Annotated in this window: 15 protein-coding genes; 2 read left to right on the top strand and 13 right to left on the bottom strand. The window is 57.2% G+C overall.

The window, feature by feature from the left end:
* Positions 1–2 precede the first annotated feature (2 nt).
* The 4 genes from VQ830_RS21890 to VQ830_RS21875 are packed head-to-tail and all read right to left on the bottom strand — an operon-like array spanning position 3 to position 3,317.
* Entirely contained in the window at positions 3–530 is a 528-nt protein-coding gene (locus VQ830_RS21890) for a chemotaxis protein CheW (RefSeq protein ID WP_337270278.1), read from the bottom strand.
* Entirely contained in the window at positions 527–2,614 is a 2,088-nt protein-coding gene (locus VQ830_RS21885; protein ID WP_337270277.1) for a chemotaxis protein CheA, read from the bottom strand. The genes VQ830_RS21890 and VQ830_RS21885 overlap by 4 nt, the downstream gene beginning before the upstream one ends.
* Positions 2,611–2,979 (bottom strand): response regulator, encoded by a 369-nt coding sequence (locus VQ830_RS21880; protein ID WP_337270276.1) that lies wholly within the window; start codon positions 2,977–2,979, stop codon positions 2,611–2,613. The genes VQ830_RS21885 and VQ830_RS21880 overlap by 4 nt, the downstream gene beginning before the upstream one ends.
* Positions 2,976–3,317 (bottom strand): STAS domain-containing protein, encoded by a 342-nt coding sequence (locus VQ830_RS21875; RefSeq protein WP_337270275.1) that lies wholly within the window; start codon positions 3,315–3,317, stop codon positions 2,976–2,978. The genes VQ830_RS21880 and VQ830_RS21875 overlap by 4 nt, the downstream gene beginning before the upstream one ends.
* A gap of 322 nt (positions 3,318–3,639) precedes the next feature.
* On the opposite strand from VQ830_RS21875, the gene VQ830_RS21870 reads away from it, so the two are divergent.
* Positions 3,640–5,388: a coiled-coil domain-containing protein gene (locus VQ830_RS21870; RefSeq protein ID WP_337270274.1), complete on the top strand. Its 1,749-nt coding sequence runs from the start codon at positions 3,640–3,642 to the stop codon at positions 5,386–5,388.
* 54 nt (positions 5,389–5,442) lie between these two features.
* Here the strand turns inward: VQ830_RS21870 and VQ830_RS21865 are convergent, their stop codons facing one another.
* The gene (locus VQ830_RS21865; protein WP_337270273.1) at positions 5,443–6,522 is read right to left on the bottom strand and encodes a tetratricopeptide repeat protein; all 1,080 of its coding nucleotides are present in this window, start codon (positions 6,520–6,522) and stop codon (positions 5,443–5,445) included.
* Between the two features lie 10 nt (positions 6,523–6,532).
* Positions 6,533–7,186 carry a thiamine phosphate synthase gene (locus VQ830_RS21860; RefSeq protein WP_337270272.1) on the bottom strand — a complete coding sequence of 218 codons (654 nt, stop codon included), beginning with the start codon at positions 7,184–7,186 and terminating at the stop codon, positions 6,533–6,535.
* A 235-nt stretch (positions 7,187–7,421) separates the two neighbouring features.
* On the opposite strand from VQ830_RS21860, the gene VQ830_RS21855 reads away from it, so the two are divergent.
* Positions 7,422–8,075, top strand: a complete 654-nt coding sequence (locus tag VQ830_RS21855; protein ID WP_337270271.1) for a sulfite oxidase-like oxidoreductase — start codon at positions 7,422–7,424, stop codon at positions 8,073–8,075.
* A 660-nt stretch (positions 8,076–8,735) separates the two neighbouring features.
* On the opposite strand, the gene VQ830_RS21850 is transcribed toward VQ830_RS21855, so the two are convergent.
* From VQ830_RS21850 to VQ830_RS21820, 7 genes are all read right to left on the bottom strand, one after another.
* On the bottom strand, positions 8,736–9,176 hold the full coding sequence (locus VQ830_RS21850) for a response regulator (protein WP_337270270.1): 441 nt from the start codon (positions 9,174–9,176) through the stop codon (positions 8,736–8,738).
* Entirely contained in the window at positions 9,173–10,669 is a 1,497-nt protein-coding gene (locus tag VQ830_RS21845; RefSeq protein WP_337270269.1) for a sensor histidine kinase, read from the bottom strand. Before VQ830_RS21845 ends, VQ830_RS21850 begins: the two co-directional genes overlap by 4 nt.
* An 87-nt stretch (positions 10,670–10,756) precedes the next feature.
* The gene (locus VQ830_RS21840; protein WP_337270268.1) at positions 10,757–12,043 is read right to left on the bottom strand and encodes a capsule polysaccharide biogenesis protein; all 1,287 of its coding nucleotides are present in this window, start codon (positions 12,041–12,043) and stop codon (positions 10,757–10,759) included.
* Positions 12,040–13,632, bottom strand: coding sequence for an LTA synthase family protein (locus VQ830_RS21835; protein ID WP_337270267.1), 1,593 nt, complete (start codon positions 13,630–13,632; stop codon positions 12,040–12,042). The genes VQ830_RS21840 and VQ830_RS21835 overlap by 4 nt, the downstream gene beginning before the upstream one ends.
* Before the next feature lie 69 nt (positions 13,633–13,701).
* Entirely contained in the window at positions 13,702–14,511 is an 810-nt protein-coding gene (locus VQ830_RS21830; RefSeq protein WP_337270266.1) for an SDR family oxidoreductase, read from the bottom strand.
* A gap of 11 nt (positions 14,512–14,522) precedes the next feature.
* The gene (locus VQ830_RS21825; RefSeq protein WP_337270265.1) at positions 14,523–15,941 is read right to left on the bottom strand and encodes an aminotransferase class I/II-fold pyridoxal phosphate-dependent enzyme; all 1,419 of its coding nucleotides are present in this window, start codon (positions 15,939–15,941) and stop codon (positions 14,523–14,525) included.
* A complete protein-coding gene (locus VQ830_RS21820; protein WP_337270264.1) occupies positions 15,938–23,359 on the bottom strand; it encodes an SDR family NAD(P)-dependent oxidoreductase in 7,422 nt (2,473 codons plus the stop codon). The genes VQ830_RS21825 and VQ830_RS21820 overlap by 4 nt, the downstream gene beginning before the upstream one ends.
* Positions 23,360–23,578 lie beyond the last annotated feature (219 nt).

Genomic DNA, 23,578 nt, shown 5'->3' with positions numbered 1-23,578 from the left:
CTCTACCCCTTCGCCGACAAATCGGTTGTCCCGCGTCCCGCTTCGTGGCGCGACGAGAATATTGTGTTCAGATCCGGTATGATGATGAACTGCCCTGCCCTCTTGACGAGGCAACGGATGAAGTCGGCGCGCCAGCGCATGCCGACGCTCGGCGGCAATTCGCTTGCGGATTTTGCAAGCGTGGTCACTTCATTCACCTTGTCGGTCATCAATCCGATCAGGGTCTCTTCCCCCTGCAGATCGATCTGGATCACGATGATCCGGCTGTCGATCGTCGCCTCCGTCCTCTCCATTGCGAAGGCAAGACGAAGATCCGCGAGAGGAATGACCTTGCCGCGAAAATTAATGACACTTGCGACGAAGGCCGAGGCGCCAGGCACAGCCGTCTCCGGCAGAAGATCGAGTATTTCCTGCACCGTAACGGCTTCGAGCGCGAATGTCTCACCGCCGAGGTTGAAGGTCAGAACTTCGACCTCATCCTTGTCCGTCCACCAATGACCTTCGTGTTGTTCTGCGAGAAGAGCACTCATACTGCAGCACGCATATGCGCCTCCTGCTGTTGACCTGCGGCCACAAGATGACCGACATCGAGAATGAGGGCGACGCTACCGTCGCCAAGGATAGTTGCGCCGGAGAAGGTCGGCACATCCTGATGCAGCTTGGACATCGACTTGATGACCGTTTGGTGATCGCCGATGATCTGATCCACCACGAGACCGACGCGTTCCGATCCCGTCGAAACCACGACGATTTTTTGATAAGGATCGGGCTTCGTGCTGGTCCGGAAAAGATCGCGAAGCCTGAGGAACGGAACGAGGCTTTCCCGCAGCGAAAGGAAGCTGCGTCCGCGCGAGCGAAGATCTTCCTCCAGCGAAAGTTCAAGGCATTCTTCGACGGCCGAGAGCGGGATAACGTAACGGCCGTTGCCGACCCTCACCAGCAATCCATCGATGATGGCAAGCGTCAGCGGAATGCGCAGCGACACGACGGAGCCTTTGCCGTTGGCGCTCTCGATTTCGATGGTGCCACGCAACGCTTCGACGGTTTTCTTCACCACATCCATGCCGACACCGCGGCCTGAAAGGTTGGTGATTTGTGCCGCTGTCGAAAAGCCCGGCGCAAAGATAAGCTGCAGAAGTTCCTGGTCGGACAGGGGCTGTCCGGGTGCGATAAGGCCAGAGCTTTCCGCCTTCGCCCGAACGCGCTCACGGTTGATGCCGCGACCGTCGTCGCTGATCGAGATGATCACTTCGCCGCCTGACTGGCGTGCCGAAAGGATAACCGTGCCAGCGTCCGCTTTACCTGCGGCTTTGCGTTCCTCTGGCGGCTCCAGGCCATGGTCGATCGAGTTGCGGACGAGATGGACCAGAGGATCGGCAAGTCGTTCGATGACGGTCTTGTCGACTTCGGTCGACTCTCCTTCGCAGACGAGCTCGATTACCTTGCCTGTTTCACGGGCCAGGTCATGAACGAGGCGACGGAAGCGGGAGAACAAGGTGCCGACGGGCACCATGCGTAGCACCATCATCGTGTCGCGAAGCTCACCGGAAAGGCGCTCGATTTCTTCTGAGACGGATCGAAGCCCCATATCTGCGCTTGAACTTGCCAACTGACTGAGGCGCGATTGTGCAATGACAAGCTCGCCAACGCGATCCATCAACTCGTCAAGGCGCTCGGCCGGAACACGCACGCTTTCGGCAGGCTTACCGTGATTGGCCGCGGCAGGTGCGGCATCTTTCTTGACGGGAACCGCCTCGACCGGACGCACCGCCGGAGCGGAGGCAACCGGAAGGCTCGGCTGGATGGGCGGCACCGGCGGTTGGGCGGCGACAACAGTGACGTCCTGCACTGAAACGGCTGGTTCTGTGACGGCGGCCGCCGTCGCATCTTCCAAGTCCTCGACCGTGAGCTCCATGTCGTCCATCACGAATATGAAGACGTCGTCGACAGCCGAACGATCATGCTCGGTGACAAGATCGACCTCCCAGGACATATAAAGAAGCTTGGGATCGTAGTCGGCCCAGGACGGCAACGCCGAGAGATTGGCCCGCACGGTGCACTCGCCAAGGTCGCGCAGTTCGTCGAGAAGGCCGAGTGGGTTCGTACCATTCGCCATCGACGTATCCGGCAAGCGGAAACGAATGCGCCAACGATTTCTCGGTGCGGTCTGCGCCGATGACTGAGTTTGCGGTTCAGGCTCCGGAGCAGAAGCCGCAGCAACAGATGCAGCAGCGGGCGCTTCGCCCCCCACGGCAGCACGCAACTGGTCGAGAAGCCGAGCACCCGTCACACCGTCATCGGCATCGGGATTGTCGATCAGGCTGCGCATATGGTCCTGCGCCGACAGAACGGCGGCAACAAGTTCAGCTGTTGCCGGCACCTCGCCTTTGCGAACCCGGTCGAATGCCGTCTCGCAGTGATGCGTAAAGGCTGCAAGCGCATTGAAGCCGAACATCGCTCCAGAGCCCTTGAGCGTATGAAGGCCGCGAAAGACCGCGTCGACGAGAGCGCGATTTTCCAGATCATGGGTAAGATCGAGCAGTCCTTCTTCGATCTGCTCAAGGCATTCGGCTGCCTCTGCCCTGAAGACCTGAACCGGGTCGAGTGTGTTCATCGACCCAGAACCTTCTTGACGATTTTGACCAGCATTTCGGGATCAAAAGGCTTGGTCAGCCAGCCGGTAGCTCCGGCCGCTTTGGCGCGGGCTTTGATATCGCCGTCCGATTCCGTCGTCAGAAAGATGATCGGAACACCGGCCTGGTTGGGAAGCTTGCGAATGTTCTCGATCATCGTCAACCCGTCCATGTTGGGCATGTTAAGATCGGTCACAATGAGATCGAAGGTACCGCTACGCACCTTCGCTAGGCCATCGGCACCATCCACAGCCTCGGTGATCGTATAGCCGGCGCCTGACAAGGCGATTTTCGTCGTCATGCGAATGCTCGCAGAATCGTCAACCGTGAGAATATGTCCGCTCATTGCGCAACCCCTTCATGCAACCAGAATTTTTTATCGTCGGCCTCAAGGCCGTCCCAAAGGCCGGCCTGCCGTAGGATCGTGGCCAGGTTGTCTTGAACCGGCCCCGCCAAAGTAAGATCTTTGTGGTCATCCCGTGCCTGACGTCGCAGCGCCTCGATCATTTGCACAAAGCTCAGATCGATTTGGGCGCCGGCAGGAATATCCAAGCAGAGAGAGAATGACGAAGTAAAAGCCTCGCCGACCGTAGAGTATATCTCGGAGATATTCCTGATAGTCAGGTTATTTGGCAACGTTATACGCTGCAAAGGCGTCTGCTCTAGAGTCAAACCCGTCCCCATCTTGCAAAATATTATGCGATAAAACAGGACTCTCACGGCAGACTTAACGAGGGGTAAACTGAGGTTGTATCAGTTGCAGAAAGAGATGCTGCGAGGACTCCCAATTTCTCATCTGGTATAAATAACAGTCAGCATGAGCCAGTTACAAATTTCCAGCAGTTTCAATAATTTACGACATAATTGAAAAATCGCTCAAAAACGGCAGCGGTTTATAACCGTTCATTAAACACAACGAGGACGAGTCTCGCGTCGTTTACCGCTCGTTGTAACAATGCCTCTAAAAGATACACAAACAAGACTTGTAACCGACAGAGGAACAGCTGTGCCAACTACAGCCGCAAACCATTCCAGAGTGCTGCATGACTCGCCTTCCGGCATTGCTGGCGTTCTAGAGGACGCACGAAGCCAGGTTGAAAAGCGCTTCTTGGAAGCGGGCACAGTTCTCTTGTCTGTTATGGATGTGCTTAACCGGCTTGTCTCGTCTCTGGATACGATTGCGGGCGCCCTCGATGGAGGCGGCTCCAAGGACGCGGGCAAGGAACTGAGCGAGACCGTCGGGCATCTTCGGGCCTTGCCGGGCGGCGAGTTGGCGCGCGAACAGGCGCTGGCATCGCTGTGCGAAACAGGAGCGTCGCTGCGCAAATATGTCGCCGAGATGCAGGAAACAATGCGCTATCTGCGCACCTTTGCCGTAACGGCGAAGATTACGGGCGCCGGACTTCCTGATTTTGCTGGTTTTGCGCAGGAAATTCTCGAACGCATCGCCTCCGGTGCAAAAGAAGTCAATGACTTTGCCAGCAACATGTCGGCGCTGGATAAGGATGTGCGACTGGCGCTTGAGTCCAGCGCACAAGTGGCCAAAAGCCATGCAGAAAACGTCCCGTCAGTGGCTGCTGCTCTGCAGGAAGATGCAGAAAAGATCATTGCCTACCGTCGGCGCATGGCAGACATTGCCAGCCGGATCGGCGTCATTGCACGCAGCGTACAGTCGAAAGTTGCTGCGACCCTATCGGCCTTGCAGATCGGTGATATCACGCGCCAGCGTATCGAGCATGTTCAGAACGCGGCGGATCGTCTTGCACACTATCTCAGCGAAACGGGGCGCGAACAGCTCAATGAGGATCAGAGACGGCGGCTGGAATGCGCTATCGACCACCTGATGGCGGCGCAAATGCAGGACATGCACGCCGACTTCAACGCGAAGTCGCGCAGTGTCGTCGAAACAATGATCAGCTTTCGCAGCGATGTCGATGAACTGCTGCAATTGCATGAAGAAATGACGGCCAAGGGCGGCGACAGCTTTGTTCGCGAACTCGGCGAAAGCGTCGCAGCCGCTCAAGCTATTGTCGTTCAGGTGGAAAATGCCGGTCTGCAGGCGGACCGCGTCAGCCGCTCGACCATTGCAACGACAGACATGCTGCTTCAGTCGATCGATTCGATCCGTGCCATTAAAACAGACATCAGCTACATGGCACTCAATACAAACCTGCGCTGCAGCAGATTGGGTGAAGAAGGTCGTTCCATCAACGTCGTAACGGCAGAACTGCGTATCTTTGCGGCCAAGCTGGAAGAGTCAGCCAATGGCATCGATCAGGCTTTGCCCGATCTGAAAAGCAACGCGAACCGAATTGCTCCCACGGCAGAAGGCTCATCCAGCACCCTTGGCGTGAACCTCAACCAAGCTGTTTCCAGCATTTACGATGCTGCGAATGTGATGGAAGGCGAATTGGAGCGCTTTGCGGAGCATGGCCAGGAAGTGGCGGTCAAGATCAATCAGATGATCGCAAGCCTCGACTTCCAGCACGACCTTGGCGAAATTCTGAGCCGCAGCGCGGATCACCTAGCGGAAAAGGCCGGAGATACGATGCCTGACATCAGTGACCTCCCCGAGGCCATTGCCGCATTGGATCGCGAGATCTTTCGCGTGTACACCATGGTTCAGGAAAGAGACATCCACCGCTCTATCCTGCCCGCTGTGGAAGGCGCAGCTGAGGCCGAGGCGCCGGTCGCTGCCTCTGCGTCCACCGCAGGCCAGGACGATGACGACGACGTATTGGCCGCGCTCTTCTAGGCGGTAAGCATCGCTCCCTCACAAAGTGTAGGACAAAATCCGGCCAATGCAGGCTCAGGGGAGCTTGCGGAATTGATCCGCTGCTTCGATGCCCGCTTTCTGCTGGTCGTCTTCAATGCCAAGGTAAAAATCTTCAAGCGACGGGTCCGGCAAACCAGCTCGACGCGACAGAACATACCATTTTGCCGCCTCGACCGGATTGGGCGCGGTCCCCAGTGCATTGATGTAAAGATGCGCAAGCTTGTTTTGCGCAACCACATTGCCGCGATTGGCTGCAAGCTGGATCCACTCGAAGCCCTTTACAAAGTCGCGCGGCCCGTTGGTGCCATTGACGAACCAGACACCAAGGTCAAGCTGTGCCGTGTCGAAACCGGCACGCGCCGCGCGCGCCATCCATTGCCTTGCCAGCCGCTTCTTCTCGGCGGGCAGATCCGGTAGCACGGAGTAGAGCTCGGCAACCGCATATTGCGCATCGGCAATGCCCTGCTCGGCGGATTTTTCGTAGTAAGGCAGCGCTAGTTCCAGCCCTTCGCGGCCCGGATGATCGGCCGTCAATGTCTGCGCCCAGTTGAATTGCGCCGAAGAGTCGCCGTTGTCGGCAGCCTTTTTCATGAAAGTGTCAGCCTTCGCTTTATCACGAGGCACGAGACGACCTTCCATCAAGATCAGCGAATATTTGAACATAGCGGCCGGATCGCCCTTGTCGGCAGCTTTCCCATACCAGAATGCTGCAGCCTTGGTATCGCGGCGCACGCCCAACCCATTGGCGAGAAGTTCGGCAACGAGTGTCTGGGCAGCCGCATCTCCCAATTGCGCTCGCGGCAGCGCCTTTTCCATCGCCGTCAGATAGTAGCCGCGCTGATAGGCGCCGTAAGCTTCGTCAATTTTGCCGGTAAAAGGCTTTTCCGGCGGAAGCGGCGGCAAATCGGCGCCCATGCGCTCGAAAACGCCCACACCGCTGGACGGCCCTGCCCCCTCCGCCGTCGCTCGGCCGGTCTTCAAAGGCTGAGCCTCGCCGCCAGCCGGCCTGGTCACGACGTTGTCGATCGTTTGCGCAACAACAGCTCCGCTTGTTGCGACGAAAAGACCTAGAACCAAAGGCGCTGTCAAAAGAACTGGGCGAACAAACGGCATGAAAAAATTATCAAACCTCAAACCGTGGCGCTTTTTCGTCCAAAAGTGCATTAACCTCAGCGATGACCGCCGCAGCTCGGTCGGGCTCGGCGAAAACGGCAAGCCGTAGCGCGACAAATTCTGCGCCCGTCTGCGCAACCGCGAGCGCTGAAGAAGGATCGGTTCCACCCATCACGATGCAAGGGATCTCGATCATCGATGCCCACCACTCGCCCAAAGCGAGATTTTTCGGATGCGCTTCCGGTTTGATATCGCCGTCCAACTTACCGAAAAAGATATAGTCGGGACGCTCTTCTCCAACTTCCAGTGCGTGGTGGCGGTCGGCGGCGTTACCGCCGCCAACGATGAGCTTATCGGCGTAGCTGTCAATGGCTTCTGCAATATCGGCAGCAGAACCAGCAATATGAATACCGTCAGCCTTACTGCGGCCGACCACGCGGCTGTCTCCGCAGAGCAAGGCTGCAGCACCCGCTTCCTGAATGATAGGCACGAGTTTTTCGGCGTGCTTTTGGAAACTTGCGTCATCCTGCTGGTACTGCGGCAGGATGACTGAGGCAACGTCGCCGCCCTGCAGAGCATTGGCAAGCAATGTGGCGCGCGCATCGAGATCCTCGATATCGGGAACAATAAGGACGAGACGGCAGCGGCTTTCTGTTTTGCTCATGGCGATTTCCAAATATGAGGCGGAACGAGATCCGCATTGGCTCGTGAGTAATAGCAGCCATGCGCAGTGGCAAGCAAAACTCTTGCAGCGGTTGCTGCTACTTCGACGGTGTGACCGTCACAGAGGCTCCCCAACCAAAATCAGGTGACGATGATAAGCATGACTTACGCGCTGCCCGTTCTTGACACTGGCCGGACATCGCAGTCCAATGCAGCCTTCACCAAGAGGAATTTCCATGAGCGATGACCCCGCGCAGGACAGCAAGCTGACGCGTTCGAAACGACGTTGGGCCGAGGAAGGCAAGTTTTTGACCGGACGTGCCGCAAGGCAAGAAGCTGAAAGGCTTCCGCCGGGCCAGCATCTGGTCAAAAATTGGCCGGTTCTCGATCTTGGATCGCAGCCGCAAATCAATCTGAGCAGCTGGCGTCTCGACATCGTAGGACTGGTCGACAACCCCATAAGCTTGAACTGGGAAGCGTTTAAAGCCCTCACGCAATCTAGCCTGACCACGGATATCCACTGCGTAACGACTTGGTCGCGCTACGACAACCGCTGGGACGGCGTGACGACGCAGGACCTGCTTGACCTGGTCATGCCGAAAGACAACGCCCACTACGTCATGCTGACGAGTTTCGACGGTTACACTACCAATCTTCCGCTTGCCGATTTTGCCGCCGAAGACGCCATCCTGGCAACCGCATGGGAAGGAACATCGTTGACACGCGAGCATGGTGGTCCAATGCGACTGGTCGTTCCACACCTCTACTTCTGGAAAAGTGCAAAATGGCTGAACCGGATCGAGTTCCTTGAACGCGACAAGGCCGGCTTCTGGGAAAAGAATGGCTACCACATGCGCGGCGATCCCTGGAGCGAAGAGCGCTACTCATGACCTTACGCCGGCATCGACAGCCGATGCCGGTCAGCCTCCCCGTATTTCGCACGCGCCGGCGCTTCGATGTGAAGAAACGGCGGGTTCTTTGTAGAACGCCGGAACGCAAGTGCCGGGACACGTCGACTTCCGGTTCGGATCCTATTGACATCCATCGACCGGAACCTAGATCGCGGTGTCGACAGGTAAAATTCACCAGGACAGACGGCTATTTTAGGCAAGCCTTACGCAAGCGCGCTCTGCCATGATCAGCTCGTTCCTGACGGAGGTAGTATCATGGCCTATGACTGGACTGGCGAACGCGTACGCCGGATACGTTTCATGCGCGTTTCCATGTGGACGAGCCTGGCATTGATGACAATTTGCATTGCGTGGATTTTGTAAGCATAAATTTGAAGCGTAGAACCGCCCGATGAGTTTGAAGGCGGCGCATTAAAATCGGCCGAAGGTATTTCGCTTCAGCAACATCGGCTTACCCTAGGGATTGGCCTCTAAAATCCTAAAGTCTAGCTTTGATGAGCCAGCGGATCTCTGCTGCAATCGTCGGCATTGACGACATGGAAGACCGACAACTTCGATACGATCATCTTGTCTGCCGCGCTTGAACCAATCAATCAAGTGCGGCAGATGCGATAGAGCGACGTTTGGCCTCAAGCGCCGCTATTGGGGAATTTGAATTACGGAAAAGAACAGACCAAGCTGACGGATGGCATTAGCGAAGTTATCGTAATCAACGGGCTTTGTGATGTACACATTAGCACCGAGGTCGTAACAGCGTTGAATTTCCCGTTCGTCGTCGGTTGTCGTCAGAATAACGACCGGCAGACGCTTTGTGTATTCGTTGCTCTTGATCCTTTCGAGAATATCGATCCCCGACATGTCCGGGAGATTAAGGTCGAGCAGGATCAAAAGATAGCGGTCAGCGCTGACCAGGCCGCTGCGATCGGGACCAAGGACGAAGTCCAGGGCTTCGTTGCCTGTCGCAAATGGCACGATCTCATTGTTAACGCCAGCACGGCGAACGTTCTTTTCGATTAGCCGCGCATGCCCTTCATCGTCTTCGACCATGACGATGGTGACTTCTTTGCCGGTGGCTTTCATTCGCTTCTATCCTTCAAGATGGCTCCGAGGTCGGCAGGCAACTCCAGCGTGAAAGTGCTGCCTTTTCCCTCTGTGGAGGACACCGTAACTTCCCCACCCAAATTTCGTGTTAACGAGCGGACATAGGCAAGACCGATCCCCTCGCCCGCTTTGTCCTGGGTACCTGCGCGACGGAACAGTTCGAACACGCGCTCCATATCAGATGCCGCAATTCCTCGCCCGTTATCCGTAACATCGACACGCACACGTCCCATCCCGATCGGTTTTGCAGCGATAGAAATCGACAATGGTCGATCTGCCGCACGATATTTGACGGCGTTATCAATCAGGTTGCTCAAGATCTGGTCAAGCGAGAAGCGGTCACTGTAGAGCCTTGAGACTTTTATGTCGATGGCCACATGGCCTTCGGCCTCTACGATTTGATGATGCACATTGGCGACCGTACTTTCAACGAGCGCCTTCAGGTCGATCCGCTCGGGCACGAGCTTTCGGCGTCCGTCACGGGAAATCTTCAAAATAGCATTGATCAGCGCATCCATCTTTTTGGTCGAAGAGCGAATGAAGCTGATCGCTTCAGGTAAATCTTCCTCAACCGCAAGCTGCGCATCCTTTACTTCACTGTCCGAAAGGCCGCCTGGCTGCGCGTGCACAAAGGTGGTGACGCTCTTCACGCCGGTCTCCAACTCGCTGAGGAAACCCATAATATTCACGAGCGGCGCACGCAGATCATGTGTAACAATGTAGGCGAAGCGCTGGACCTCCTGATTTGCACGCATCAGGTCCTCGGTCCTCTCGTTGACGCGCTGCTCAAGGTCCTGGTTGAGGGCTTCCACCTCCCGTTGAGCAGCAGAAAGATCGCGCACATGGTGGAAGATGATCAAGATCGCCCCGCCCATGACGGCGACAATTGCTACAGCACCACCAATCGACACCCATTGCAGGCTTTGCGCCGTTTGTAACTGTGCAGCAATTTTCAGGCGCAGCCGGTCGTCGATCGCGGCAATCATCTTGCTGATACGCCCGCGCGTTTCATCCATCAATGCGTTGCCTGTGTCGTTACGCACAATGGAGAGTGCCTCTGTCGAACTGCCTTTCTCTGCCAAAGACACAGTTCTTGCCATCTCATCGAGCTTGGCCTTGATCACACCATCAAGATTGCCGAGACTTTCGACATATTCCGGATAAGGAGCGAGCGCCTCGTTGAAGCGCTTTTGTTGTTCGCTCAAACGCGCCACGGACTTGTCATAGGGCGTTCTGTAAATGGGATCCAGCGTCAAAAGGTAGCCGCGCTGACCGGTCTCGGCTTCCTGGAGGGCAAGGAGAAAATCGCTTGCGGAGCTACGCAACCGTCTCAATTGCGCAATCGAGTCGGAGGCCGAACTATTTTGCTGCGTGAGAAACAAAGAGGCCGCGACAATACCAATCAGCAGAAGACCGCCCATGGCCAGCATGATCATCGTTGAGTGAATGAAACTGCGATTTGTTGTGGTCATGAAGGAAGATGCCGCCCTTGAAAGAAAACGAGCCGAACGAAGAAGGCTTAACCATGCCGATCGTCGTCGGCAGGGCGGTGGAAACGGTTAAGGTACGACGATCTTGTCGGGATGACGCCGCGGTGGCGGCGTGACGTAAGCGCCGGGCTGATTGACATTCCGGGCCAGAAGCCTGGCAGAGATCGCCGTTGCAGCAGCTTCAGCACCGTCACGCGCGTAAAAATCGCCGCGCACTTGGACTGCTGCGGCAATCAACCGAATAAACGCGGACAATAGCTCCATCGAAGGATTAGCCGGATTAGACCAAAATTCATCAAGAGACTTCTCATCAGTCAGACCCTTGATGCGGTAAATACTTTCCCCCAGCACCTTTACAGGCTTTCCAGCCTGCAAAGCATTGAGTGCAGCTGTAGAATTCACCGTGACCATCCCCTGGCTACGAGCCACCAACGCATTCAAATCGCCGCCGTCCAAAACATCAACGCGCCCGGCAAGATTATTCCCAGATGCAAGGCCGCTAATATAGGCTCGCCAATCGACAATGCCAGCGTCTAGCGGATGAAGCTTGATAACCAGACGCGCCTCGCGCGCCGCATATCGGGAAAAGGATGCAAGAACGAAGCGAATAGCGTCTTCCTGGCAATGAAACGGAGAATGAGCACGCAGCTGAAAATCCGTCTGCAACTGCAAGGGATAGAGAAAGAACGGGGACTGAGCACTTAGAATAGAAGCTGCAATTGCCTCCGCGCGCTGCCGTCGGCGTCCTGCGAAAACAAGCTGCGGGATCCAGCCAGCATATTCGCGCAGCGGATTATAGAGCCCATGCACGCGGTAATGCGGATAGAGGAAGGAAAGGAAGACGGTCGGCAAATAGTAAAGGAGATCGGCTTTAGCCTCTTGAAAGAAGCTATGGCTGAAGTGGCGCGTGAAGTCAGGTTCGGGAAGATTAGCCGCAGCCGATAAAATCGCACCAGGATCATCTGGAAAGCGGGAATTCGATGAAAGCCCGTCGCGTTCAACCGTGATCCAATCCGGGCGCAAATGTCCCATCTCTATAACGTAAACGCCTATCCCGAGGCCGCGAGCTGCGTTGACTGCAGCCTTGTGATATGGCCGCTCCTCACCCAGGAGAACGAGATCCGTCACGCCCTCGTCGCGCATCAGCCGCATAACGAAGTCCGGCCAGGCGGATGAAGTGCCTCGATATGCAATAGCGCCGGGCCGACGCCAAAAGACCTGATCCCCGGCGTTCAAATTAATTCTCAAGACCTTGGCGCCGGCTGCCGCCAATTGATCTCCGATCCTTGAAAACAAAATAGAGGACGGCCCCTGAAGGAAAAGAAAGACGCGGTCGGAGCCCGTCTGTTCGCTCATGCCTCCGGCACCTGCTGATTAAGACCTGCGAAATAAAGCAGGCGACCAAGCAGGTTCCAGGGCGCTTCTTCCTCTTCGGGCGCAGGCCCACGCGAATGAGTGCGCGCTGTCCCAAAGGGAACGATTACATAATCCGTGCGAGGATCAGGAAACGGATCGGCAAAGGACTTCAGCAGAGGCGCATGATCCCCGTAGAAAAGCAACCAGACCGGACGATCGAGCGTGTCGAGATAATGAGCAAGGTTGCCAAGCGCATGATCCGCACGCCGCAGCAACTCGCAATAGGTTTCGACTGGATCGGTCAGACCTTCCACCCTTCCCGGCTCCCATGGACCATGATTTGCCATGGAAGCGACAAACAGGAAGTTCTTCTTGTCAGGATCCTTATCGATCTCTCGCATGACGGCCTTGGCCAGCGTCAGATCACTCACATAGGGCCCATCGCGCTCAGGCTTGTGATCAAACTCGTCGAGCATCATCATATGATCGAAACCAAGCTGCGGCATCGCTTTGTGCCGCAGGAAAAACGTCCGGTCATAAGGATGGATGAACTGCGTTTTCCACCCGGCTTTCTTCAAGCGATTTGGCCAGACCACATCGGCATAATGGCTTGCGCGCAGATAGGGGTAGCTGGCATCGATATGAACATTTTCGGGAAGCAGCCCTGACAGAACAGCAAATTCCGTTCTCAGCGTATAACCGCCTTCGAAAACGCTGGTCATGCGGCCCCATTGCGCTGCTTGCTGACGCAACCTGTCGAGATTGGGCAGGTTGACGTCCTCGACGCCGAAATGCCGCATATCAATAAAGGACTCCGACTGCCACACCACGATGAGCGGCGGCTCGTCCTCGTCGTGCTCCCATACGTCGTGCAGCGTAGAGCGAAGGAATTCGGAAATTTCGCGGACGATCTTCTCGCGTCTGCGACCTAGCCAGATGACGAAGTGAAAGACGACCGACGAGAACGTCCCGAAGCGAACCGTATTCTTCTTGATGTCGATTGGACCGACCAAACGCTGGACAAGGTGCGAGACAGGTCCGTTCACGGCAGCCGTGAAAAGCGCCAGCCAAGGACCAAAGGCAATCACCAGGAGCACCAGAACCCAGAAAAGCCGAAAATGCTCGGGCCAGATCGGCGGCTCCAGATACCAGTAAAGGCCGGTCAGACCGAAGACATAAAGCCCGGCGACCAGCCAGAAAACGAGATTGAGCGATGTCGCGTAGAAGATCTCTTTGTATTTGAAGACATCGACCACAAGAGCGATATCGGAAAAGATCAGTGGCTCGCGAATGAACTGGAACTTCGCTCGGGATATTCCGGTGAAGATCACGAAGAAGCTGATCGTGCCTTGCATCGAATAGATCGGACGCCAGCAACAGGCAAAAAAGCCTGCATAGACCAGCGCAATCACCGGAAGACGCGCCAGATCATCAACCAGGCGTTGAAACAGGCTCCGCTCGACCTGATTGTCACGCCGCACGGACGCCGGCATAGCAAAGCGATCCGTCAGATACACGACAAGACAGGACAGCGCGAAACAGATGAAGGTTAGCAGCATCGGAAAATCATGAAGTTGTTCGCTGTTCATGCACTTCCGAACCTTATCTTATGCGTCTGCGTACCCTGCCTTTTACGGCGTCTGCTTCTATCCGAGGATCTATCGGCTGGATCCTTGTCCGTCTCTTGTCCGTGCAAGATGGCGCAAGAATGACCACATCAATACCGGCTTGGCGAAAGCACCAAATGTATAAAGCCCCCAGAGCGTCAGATCGAAATAGACGCGCGATCTTCGCTTGTCTACCGCTTTGACGATACGTCTGGCCACAGCTTCCACAGGCCAGGGTTTAACTTTCCCCATAAGAATAGCCGCCTCCGGGGGACGCATCGGTAACTCGCGCTCATATTGCGGCGTTTGCGTGTCGGGTGGGAAGGCAAGACAAAGATTGACGCCGAAAGAAACTGCTTCGGCTGTCAGGGCTTCGACAAAGCCCGTCAGGGCCGACTTTGATGCGCAATAGGCTGCATAACCATAAATACCGATCAGAGCCGCGCCGGACGAGATGATGACGATGGTGCCTCGACGACGCGCGCGCATCCCATCATAGACGGTGCGCACCGTGTTGACCGTGCCCAAAAGGTTGACCGTGATCTGTCGGTCAAACAGGATGGCGGATTGTTCATGGAAAGGCGCCGGTTCGACCATTCCAGCCGACGCAATAAGGATATCGCACGGGCCGTTTTCACCCTCGCAGACCTCAATTGCAGCTGCAACTTCCTCGCCCACTGCGGTGTCGGCCGAGGCAGTAGCAATCTTAGAAGCCGGAAACTGTGCCCTCAACCTCTGCGCGGCCGCCTCAAGACGCGCAGCGTCACGCGCAATCAATGAAACCTGCACGCCCCGCCCGGCATAAAGGCTCGCGACGGAAAAACCGATACCGCTGGAGCCGCCGGTCACGATTACATGCATGGCATGGCCGTTTAGGCTTTGTCTGACGACTGGAGCGCCGGCATAAGCTGCATGATCTTGTCCATATCGAGCGAGGCAAGGCCGAAGTTGCGATCCTGAAGCTCTTTCAGGCGACGCGCGGTCACAGAAACGGCGTGAGCAATCTGCTCCTGCGTGTGGTTGCTGGTGATGAAAAAGCGCAAACGCGCCAGACCCTCGGGAACGGCAGGATGGATAATCGGCAGAGCATTGACGCCTTCCTCCAAGAGATCGTTGGAAAGCTGCACTGCCCTCAAGGAGTCGCCTACAAGAACCGGAACGACCGAGAAACCGAGGCTGAGCCCAGTGTCGAGGTCGGCTTCTCGGGCCAGTTTCAGAAAGAGCGCGCCGTTACGATGAAGATCGCGGACACGCTGCGGTTCATCGCGAAGAATTTCAAGACCGGCGAGCGCAGCCGCCGCAAGCGGCGGTGAAAGCCCGACGCTATAAACAAAACCGCCGGCTTCGGCCTTCAAAATGTCGATCAACGCTTGGCTGCCGGCAATATAACCACCGCAGCTCGACGTGGTCTTGGACAGGGTGCCCATCCAAATGTCGACTTCGCGCGGATCGATGCCGAAATGCTCGAAAGTACCGCGACCATGATCCCCGAGCACGCCAAGCGCATGCGCCTCGTCCAACATCAGCCAAAAGCCATAGCGCTGTTTGAGTTCGATCAAGGCCGGCAGGTCGGCGATATCGCCGTCCATGGAATAGACACCCTCGACAATCACGAGGACGCGCCGGAACTCCGAAGAAAGGCCCCGCAGCACGCTTTCGAGATTGGCAATGTCATTATGCTTGAACAAGCGGCGCGTTGCGCCTGATTGCTTGATTCCAGCAAGAGCACTGTTGTGGATGAACTCGTCATGGATGACGAGATCCTGCGGTCCCATGATGCAACTAATCGAAGCGACATTGGTCAGGTAGCCGCTAACAAAGCAGATGGCAGCATCGACGCCATAATTGTCGGCAAAAGCCTTCTCAAGAGCGATGTGGACAGGGCGCTCGCCTGCGACCAGCCGGCTTGCCGAAGCAGAAACGCCGTAGCGGTCGATAGCCTCTTTCGCGCGCGTGGCGATCAGAGGATCGGAATTGGTGGCAAGATAGTCGTATGAGGCGAAATTCGCATATTCGCGATTGCCGATGACGGTAGTTGCCCCCGCCGCGCGCTCATGGGAGCGGTAAAAAGGATTGGCAATGCCGGCCATTTGCGCGCCAAGCTTTTGCGCCATTACGCGCTTGTATTCCGGTAGATCCTCGAAGGACGGGGCACGGCGCAAAGGAGCAGCCGCAGGTACACGATTCAAGCGTGCCGTGCGATTACGCCCGGACGACTCGCTCGCGTGCCGCATCTGATCGAGGAGCGACTTGCGTCCATTCCCCTCTTTGGCCTTGTCTTCGCCGCTCATTGTTCTGCCGCTACCTTCTCGCTTCCCGAGTGGCTCTGCACCAATTGGCGCACAACATCCTCGGCTTCGCCCTGCTCGCTGCCACTACGATTGGCAACCCGCTCGCGCAAGCGCGACACCACGTCGCCCACCGTCGTTCCCTCGCCAATCCCGCTCAGCGGAATATCGAAGCCGGTCTTCTGCTGGAAGTTCATTCCGAGTTCCATGGCCATCAAGCTATCGAGCCCGATATCCTTTAGCACCTTATCCGGGGTAATACCCTCTTCGGTGATGCGCAGGATGGAAGCGATTTCGGCGGCGACCAGCTTGTGCAGAAGCGCTTGCGCCTCTTCCTCGGACTTTCCATGGATCATCTCTTCGAGATCGATGGTGTCGCTATCGCCAGTAGACTGATTGGCGCCGGCCTGCTGCATGATGGTTTCGAACAAGGCCTTCGTCGCAATCGGCAACATCCGCACCGAATTCCAATCGATTTCGGCGATCATCACAGTAGCAGCATCGATAGATCCGTTATCTGCAACCATGTAACGCTCGACCTGATCGAGCGCATCCTGGGCACGCAGCGCCGTCTTGCCGATACGCTTCGACAACAGCTCGTTCACCTCGGCGTTCCGCGCCAGATATCCCTTGTCAGCAATGGCGCCGAATCCGACGGCAAGACCGGGCAAGCCTGCAGCGCGACGCTTGCGGGCAAGACCCTCCAGATAGCCGTTCGCAGCCACATAGTTCGACTGACCTGGATTGCCAAGCATCGTCGTTGCCGACGAGAACATCAGGAAAAGATCAAGACTGTCGCTGATCGTCAGACGATGCAGAACGTCCGCGCCTTTGACTTTCACATCAACGACTGGCTTGTTACGTTCGCTCGTGAGATTGGACATCAAGGCGTCATCAAGCACCATGGCGGCGTGAATGATGCCCTTGATCGGCGCCTTGTTGCGCATATCCGTGAGCATGGCAGCCGCAGCGGTTTCATCAGTGATGTCACAGGCGTAAACATGCGCCTTGACGCCAGTTTTCTGCCAGGCAGCCATCGCCTTTTTCGTTTCGCCATCGGCCGCGCCGCGGCGGCTGCAAAGCGCGATATTGCGCGCGCCCTTCGCCACCAGCCACTCTGCTGCCTCAAGACCAAAGCCACCAATGCCACCGGCAATGAGGTAGATACCCTTGTCATCGAAGGAGAGCGGCTTGCCCTGCTGCAGGAGGACGGTGTCGCGTCCAGCCACAGGCGGACGCACGACGATCTTTCCAATGTGACCGGCATTTTGCATCAACCGGAAAGCGGTCGCAATTTCGTCGTGGGCGAAGGCCCGGTACGGGATCGGCGTAAGGCGCCCTTCGGCGAACAGATCCGACATTTCGGTGAAGATACGCCGCGTCAGATCCGGCACATTGACGAGGAGTTGGTCCGCATCGATCCCAAAATAACTGATGTTACGACGGAACGGCCGCAAACCGATCTTCCGGTCAGCGTAATAGTCACGCTTGCCAAGTTCGAGGAACCGACCGAACGGCTTGACCAGTTCAAGACTTCTTTCCATCGCCTCATCGAAGAGCGAGTTAAGCACAAGATCGACCCCCTCGCCGCCCGTGACGCGACGCACATCGCTCACAAAATCAAGCGTGCGGGAATCGAAGACGTGGTCTGCCCCGAGAAGCTGGAGGAAGTTGCGCTTTTCAATCGTTCCCGCCGTGGCGATAACCTGCGCACCCTTCATCTTGGCAATTTGCAAGGCAGCAAGACCGACACCGCCGGCAGCACCGTGGATCAGGATCGTCTCACCAGCACGGATGCGACCAAGCTCGACCATTGCATAATAGGCCGTGAGGAAGACAACCGGCACAGTCGCGGCGGCAACGGTATCGATGCGCTCAGGTACCTTCGTGACGCCGTCGCGGCGAACGCGAACATGCGTCGAAAAGGCAGCAGGTCCAATACCCATCACCTTGTCGCCGATCTGAAGGTCGGTGACGCCGTCGCCTAGACCCGAAATACGGCCAGCGAACTCCATGCCGATCGTCGCACCGGCAAAACCGTCTTCCAGCGCCTCTTCCGGAAGAAGGCCCATGGCCCACATGACGTCACGGAAATTGAGGCCAGTCGCCTCAACCGTGACGACCACCTCACCAGCAGCGGCAACGGGCGGCGTGCTGGCTTCCCAGACGATGCTGTCGAGACGTCCGGAGGAGAGCTGACGGATCGTGGCTGCAGCGAAGTGGCTGCCGATACGCTTACCGAGCGGGAACGGCCCTCCGGCCGCACGCACTTCACGCAATTCGCCCGTCTGCGAATCAACCATCCATTCGCGATTGGCACTCTGGGAAGCCAAAAGGCGATCGATAAGACCGTCCAAGGCACTGTCGGCCGGCGATGCATCGATCAGATGCACATCAAGGAATTCATACTCGTTCTGCAGAACGCGGCCAAAAGTCCACAGCCCTGCATTGGCTTCATCAACCAGAGCAGAAACAGGAGAACCACCGGGCGCCACGATCAACAACTGCGGACGTGATGCAACCGCTGCGCTGTCGCCAGCGAGCGTCTCTGCAAGGTCCGTGAAGGCCTGCAGACGGGCCTGCAGGGATTGCGACGGATCCTTGTCTGCACGTTCAGCCAGGTAAAGAAGTTTGATGCGGCTGCCAGCCATTTTCTCTAAAGCCGAGATAAAAGCCTTTCGGTCGGAGCGGGCCGCGAGCGAGATCGTTTTGAAGCTGGTAAGGCTGGGCTTGCCTGCCTCTGCAAGAACGACGATCGGTTCGATGTCTCGTTCCGTTTTCGCCATCTCCTGCGCAGCCGGTTTGGCAGATGCGACCAACGACAGCAGCGTTCCCGATGACGTCGACATGTCGTGAACAGAACCGGTAAAGCCGAGGTCGGCTGCCAGCTCTTCAATCTGTCCCGCTGTCGCCAGCTTGCCCACTGGAAAAGCGCTTGACTGACTTGCCGCGAACCAGTCGTCGGACAATCCGAAGACGAAATCGTTAAATGCAGAGGGCGCCCGATCGGCCAGGATGAGCGCGCCACCAGCATAAGCCGAACGCTGTGCGGTGGCACGGATCGCTTCGTTGTTTGCCAGCAAGCTTTGGCTTTCGTCGCCGGCGGCAACGATAAGACCGGCAACCGGATGATCCATGAGCTTATCAGGATGCAGCACGGTGACGTGAACCTCCTGCTCGAAGGCGATCTCCAGAGAGCGTCGCAAATTGTCGCGCGGCTCTGCAATGATCAGCATTGCGCCTTTCTCAGCGGCGAGCACCGCAAGCCGGCGGCTGAAGGCAGTGGAAATCGCTCCGGCTTCCAGCACATGGCGGATCTCGCTTGCAGTTCCATTGAGGATTGCCTCAGCCTCTTCGACTGCCAAAGCGAGGCGTCGCAGGCTGAGCGGCGAGTGAACGAGGACATGTTCCATCGTTGCTTCGCTCGTCACGCGGGCATGTTGTGTATCGTCCACCTCACCGACTTGGAGGTCTTGAGACAGCCGCTCGAGCGCGCTCCGATAGGCGTTCGTGATTAACACAGCCTCGGCAACGCGGCTCGCATCCTCGTGGTAGAGCTCCTGAAGAATTTCAGCAACGGGCGGCAGAGTGTAATCGGACGGCACCGTCCAGCCGTCTCCCTGAGCCACCGCAATGCCGGCGTCTTCGAGGCTGAAGAGACAGCTTGTCAAGAAGGCGCGGAACGCGGCGTTGCCCGGAATTGCCTGCGTCTCAACGCGTCCACGTCTGTCAGCCAGCCGCAGCGCAATCTCATGACAGGCCCGATAGACCGCAGCATCAAGAAGAAGGCTCGCGTTGCTAAGCGCCAGCGCCTCAGGCGCGGTCTTCGCGATCGCCTCGACCGACACGGGCTTGGTTGCCGTCAGCGCCGACGGAATGGTCTCATAATGGAAGGAGACACTTTCGAGGGAGTGATGACGACGAAGATAGGTTCTACGGAAACGGCAATCGTCCAGAACAGCAATCTCTTGACCTGCCGCATCAAACAAGCGGAACCGCGCTTTCAGCGAATTCTGGCTGAAGCGTTCGACTTCAATACGCGCTTTGGCAATCGGCATGGCCCGCGACCCGACACGGATCGCACCGAAACGTACCGGAATATACGGGGCACCGGCACGATCGCCCGAGAACTCGCCAAACAAAGCAACAAGTCCATGGAAGGCCGAGTCAACCGACATGGGATTGAGATTGTAAGCAAGGTAGGGATGAGATGGCGGTTGCGCCGACTTCAAATCGACCTCGACAACGCCATGTGCAAAAGAAACGGCCTTCGACAGAAGCTGGAAATGCGGACCGTAGTGCAGGCCGAAGCGCTCGGCGGTGTTGTAAGTCGTTTCTGCGGGAAGGACCGACTTGACTTCACCCACAACGGGCTCGGCATAGACAGGCTTGGTATCGCCAATGAACTTGCGAACGCGCCCAAACGCATGAACCGTCCAGTCGTCATGGCTGAGGCGCTCGCGCGAACGGATCTCAAGATCGCCCGTCTCGGGAGAAAGAACCGTCGACAGTTCGAACATGCGATCTTTGCGCAATTCCAGCGGACGAACGATCTCGAGATTGGTGATCTCGACATGCTCTGTCTGATAAAATTGCTGGGCGGCCGTCACCGCGATTTCGATGAAGCCAGCACCGGGCATGATTGCCTTGGAATCGACCACGTGCTCGGCAAGGTCGGCGAAAAGATGCGCATCGATATGGTTTTTCCAATTCGAGCCATTCGGGTCGGTCCGCCAACCGAGAAGCGTATAAAGGCTGCGCCCATCTCGACCGAAGATATCGATTTCATCGCTCGTGTGCTGCGGGCGAAGCTCGACCTTCTCGAACGGCAATTGCGGCAGATCTAGGTAAGCATTGCGCTGCGCAACACCGCGCGCCTTGGCGGGCGAAACGCCGTGCGCGACGGCGCGCGCGAACGAACGGGCGACCGGATCACTGCCGTTTGCAGGCTCGCGCAGTAACGTCGGGATCACGCTCGCCTGGTGCTGAGTATGCTTTGCGATTTCACTGACGTAATTCGACAGAATGGGACGCGGCGAAATCTCGATAAAGAGATTGCATCCCATGTCCATCGCCGCTTCTGCCGCCTGGCGGAAGAGGACAGGTTCGCGCACATTCTGCCACCAATAGCCGGCATCCAAGCGACGTCCGTCCAAGGCAGCACCGGTCACGGTGGATATGAAGGTGCCGTTGCCGCTTTCAGGATCTATGTCCGGCAGATCGCCGAGAAACGCATCCTTTGCCCGATCGATTATCGGATGGTGGAACGGGTAATTGATATCAAGAACATGGGCGACGATATTGGCTTTTCGGGCCGCATCACGATAGGCCTGAACCTCATCGGCCGGACCGGAAATGGTAACCGAGTTCGGCGCGTTGATGGCGGCAACGACAATATTGTCGAAACCATTGGTGCGCGCGAAGGCGAGAGCCGCCTCTTCGTTGAGAACGACGGCAGCCATTTTGCCCGTCCCAGCCAGCATATCCTGGTGCTGCGAGCGCTTGGCAACAATGGCGACAGCCTCGGCTGCGGTCAGGGCTTTGGCTGCATAGGCAGCTGCGATTTCACCGACCGAGTGGCCAAAGACCGCTTCTGGGCGCACACCTTGAGCCACCAGGCTATCGGAAAGCGCTGCCTGGACGGCAAACAGCATCGGCTGGGCAACCTTGGTATCCGCCAGTCTAACTGCCAAATCCTCCGCAAAAATGAGGTCTGTCAGCTTCTCACCGAGGTAATACTCAAAAAGCGCGCTGAACGACTGGAAGCACTGCCGGAAATGCGTGTTTTCGCGATAGGCGTCCGCGCCCATGCCTGCCCACTGAGAACCGTTTCCGGAAAAAACAAAGGCAATGCGTGTGGCATGACCTGTCGTCTCTCCACGCTCGCCGGCAGAGGTCTCGCCGGCCAAATGAGCAGATATAGCCGACGCAACGCTATCGGCGTCCCGCGCCTTCACCGCAAAACGATATCGCATGCCATCGCGATTGGCAGCGGCGGATGAAACCATCTGACGCGCTTCCTTCGCAGATGCCGTCGCCAACTTGTCCTTGTAGGCTTGCAGCAGATTTTCCAGGGCGGACGCGCTATGGGCGCTGACCATGAAGATCGGCATATCGCCCTTGATCTGTGGCTCCGGTGGCGCGATGGGATCTGGATCGCTGATCACGACGTGCGCGTTGGTGCCGCCGAACCCAAAGGAATTGACGCCCGCAAAGCGAGCAGCGCGAGCCGGGAGGAGTTCGATCGCAGACGTATTCACGCGGACATTGAGCGTTTCGAAATCGATGTCCTCATTCGTCTGCTCAATATGAAGCGTTGCCGGCAGGAAATTGTTTTCCAGCGCGATCATCGCCTTCAGCAGCCCGAAGAGACCGGACGCCGGCTCGGTATGGCCGATATTCGACTTGATCGAGCCGATCGGCACCGGTGCGCGCCGTGCCGTCCCGATCACATTGCCGATGGCCCATACCTCGGCGGGATCGCCGACACGCGTGCCAGTGCCGTGCCCTTCGATAAATGCGATGCGGTTCACATCGATATCGCGGCCCTCGTAGATCGACTTCAGCAGAGCAGCCTGCGATTCCCGAGACGGAAGCGAAATGCCGTTGGTCCGTCCAGCCGAGTTGACGCCGGTGGCATGCAGACGGGCATAGCTGCGATCACGCTCGCGCAAGACTCGGTCTGTCCGGCGCATAACGATCGCCACACCGCCTTCGGCGCGGACATAGCCATGCCCGTTGGTATCGTAGGCGCGGCAGAGCCCCTCGGGCGACAACATGCGCGCCTGCGCGAAACCAACGAAGGAAAGCGGGTGCGCAAGCAGATTGACGCCGCCGACAATCGCCGTATCGATATCGCCGCGCTCAAGCGCGCGCGCTGCCTGGTCGAGCGCGACGAGAGAAGAAGAGCAGGCCGTATCGATCGTCATGCTCGGTCCGCGCAACCCAAAGACGTGGGAAATGCGGTTGGACACGATCGACAGCGTGTTGCCTGTCATGAAATAGGGGCTGCCAGAGGACGGGTCTTCGACCGAAAGATTGCCGTTGTCGAGGCTTGACGCGCCGACATAGACACCGACGCGTTCGTCGGAGAGAGAGGACGGCGGAAGGTTGGCGTCTTCCAGAGCCCGCCAGACGAGACCAAGCAGGATGCGCTGCTGCGGGTCCATATGCATGGCCTCGCGCTGCGACAATCCGAAAACAGCAGGGTCGAAATGATAAATCGTATCGATGACGCCGGCGGCATAGGTATAGGTCTTGCCAAGAGTGCCCTGCACCGGATGCCAGAATCGCGCCAGATCCCACCGCTCGGATGGAATGCTGGTCACCGTGCAGCGGCCGTCTTCGAGAACCTGCTTCAGCTCTTCGACATTTGCTGCACCTGGAGCCACACTTGCTCGGCCAATAATCTCAATCGTCATGATCACCCGATGTCATTACGGTTCTTCACGTCAAGCAGGCCGTTGCAACAAGGCCATCCTGCTTAACATCACAGTTGCGGCATGTTGTCATCGAAAAAGTTGTTTCGTCGTGCAACGGAAGCGTCAACTCTGGGACGTACTGCAGCGCCGCAAACACGTTTTCAGCGGCCCTTTCCGGCCGCTCGACCTATGCAACTACTTAATATCAAAAAGTAAAGC

The organism is Oryzifoliimicrobium ureilyticum (assembly GCF_037199735.1).
GTDB lineage: Bacteria > Pseudomonadota > Alphaproteobacteria > Rhizobiales > Rhizobiaceae > Rhizobium > Rhizobium ureilyticus.
This window is presented reverse-complemented; position numbering and strand designations above follow the sequence as displayed.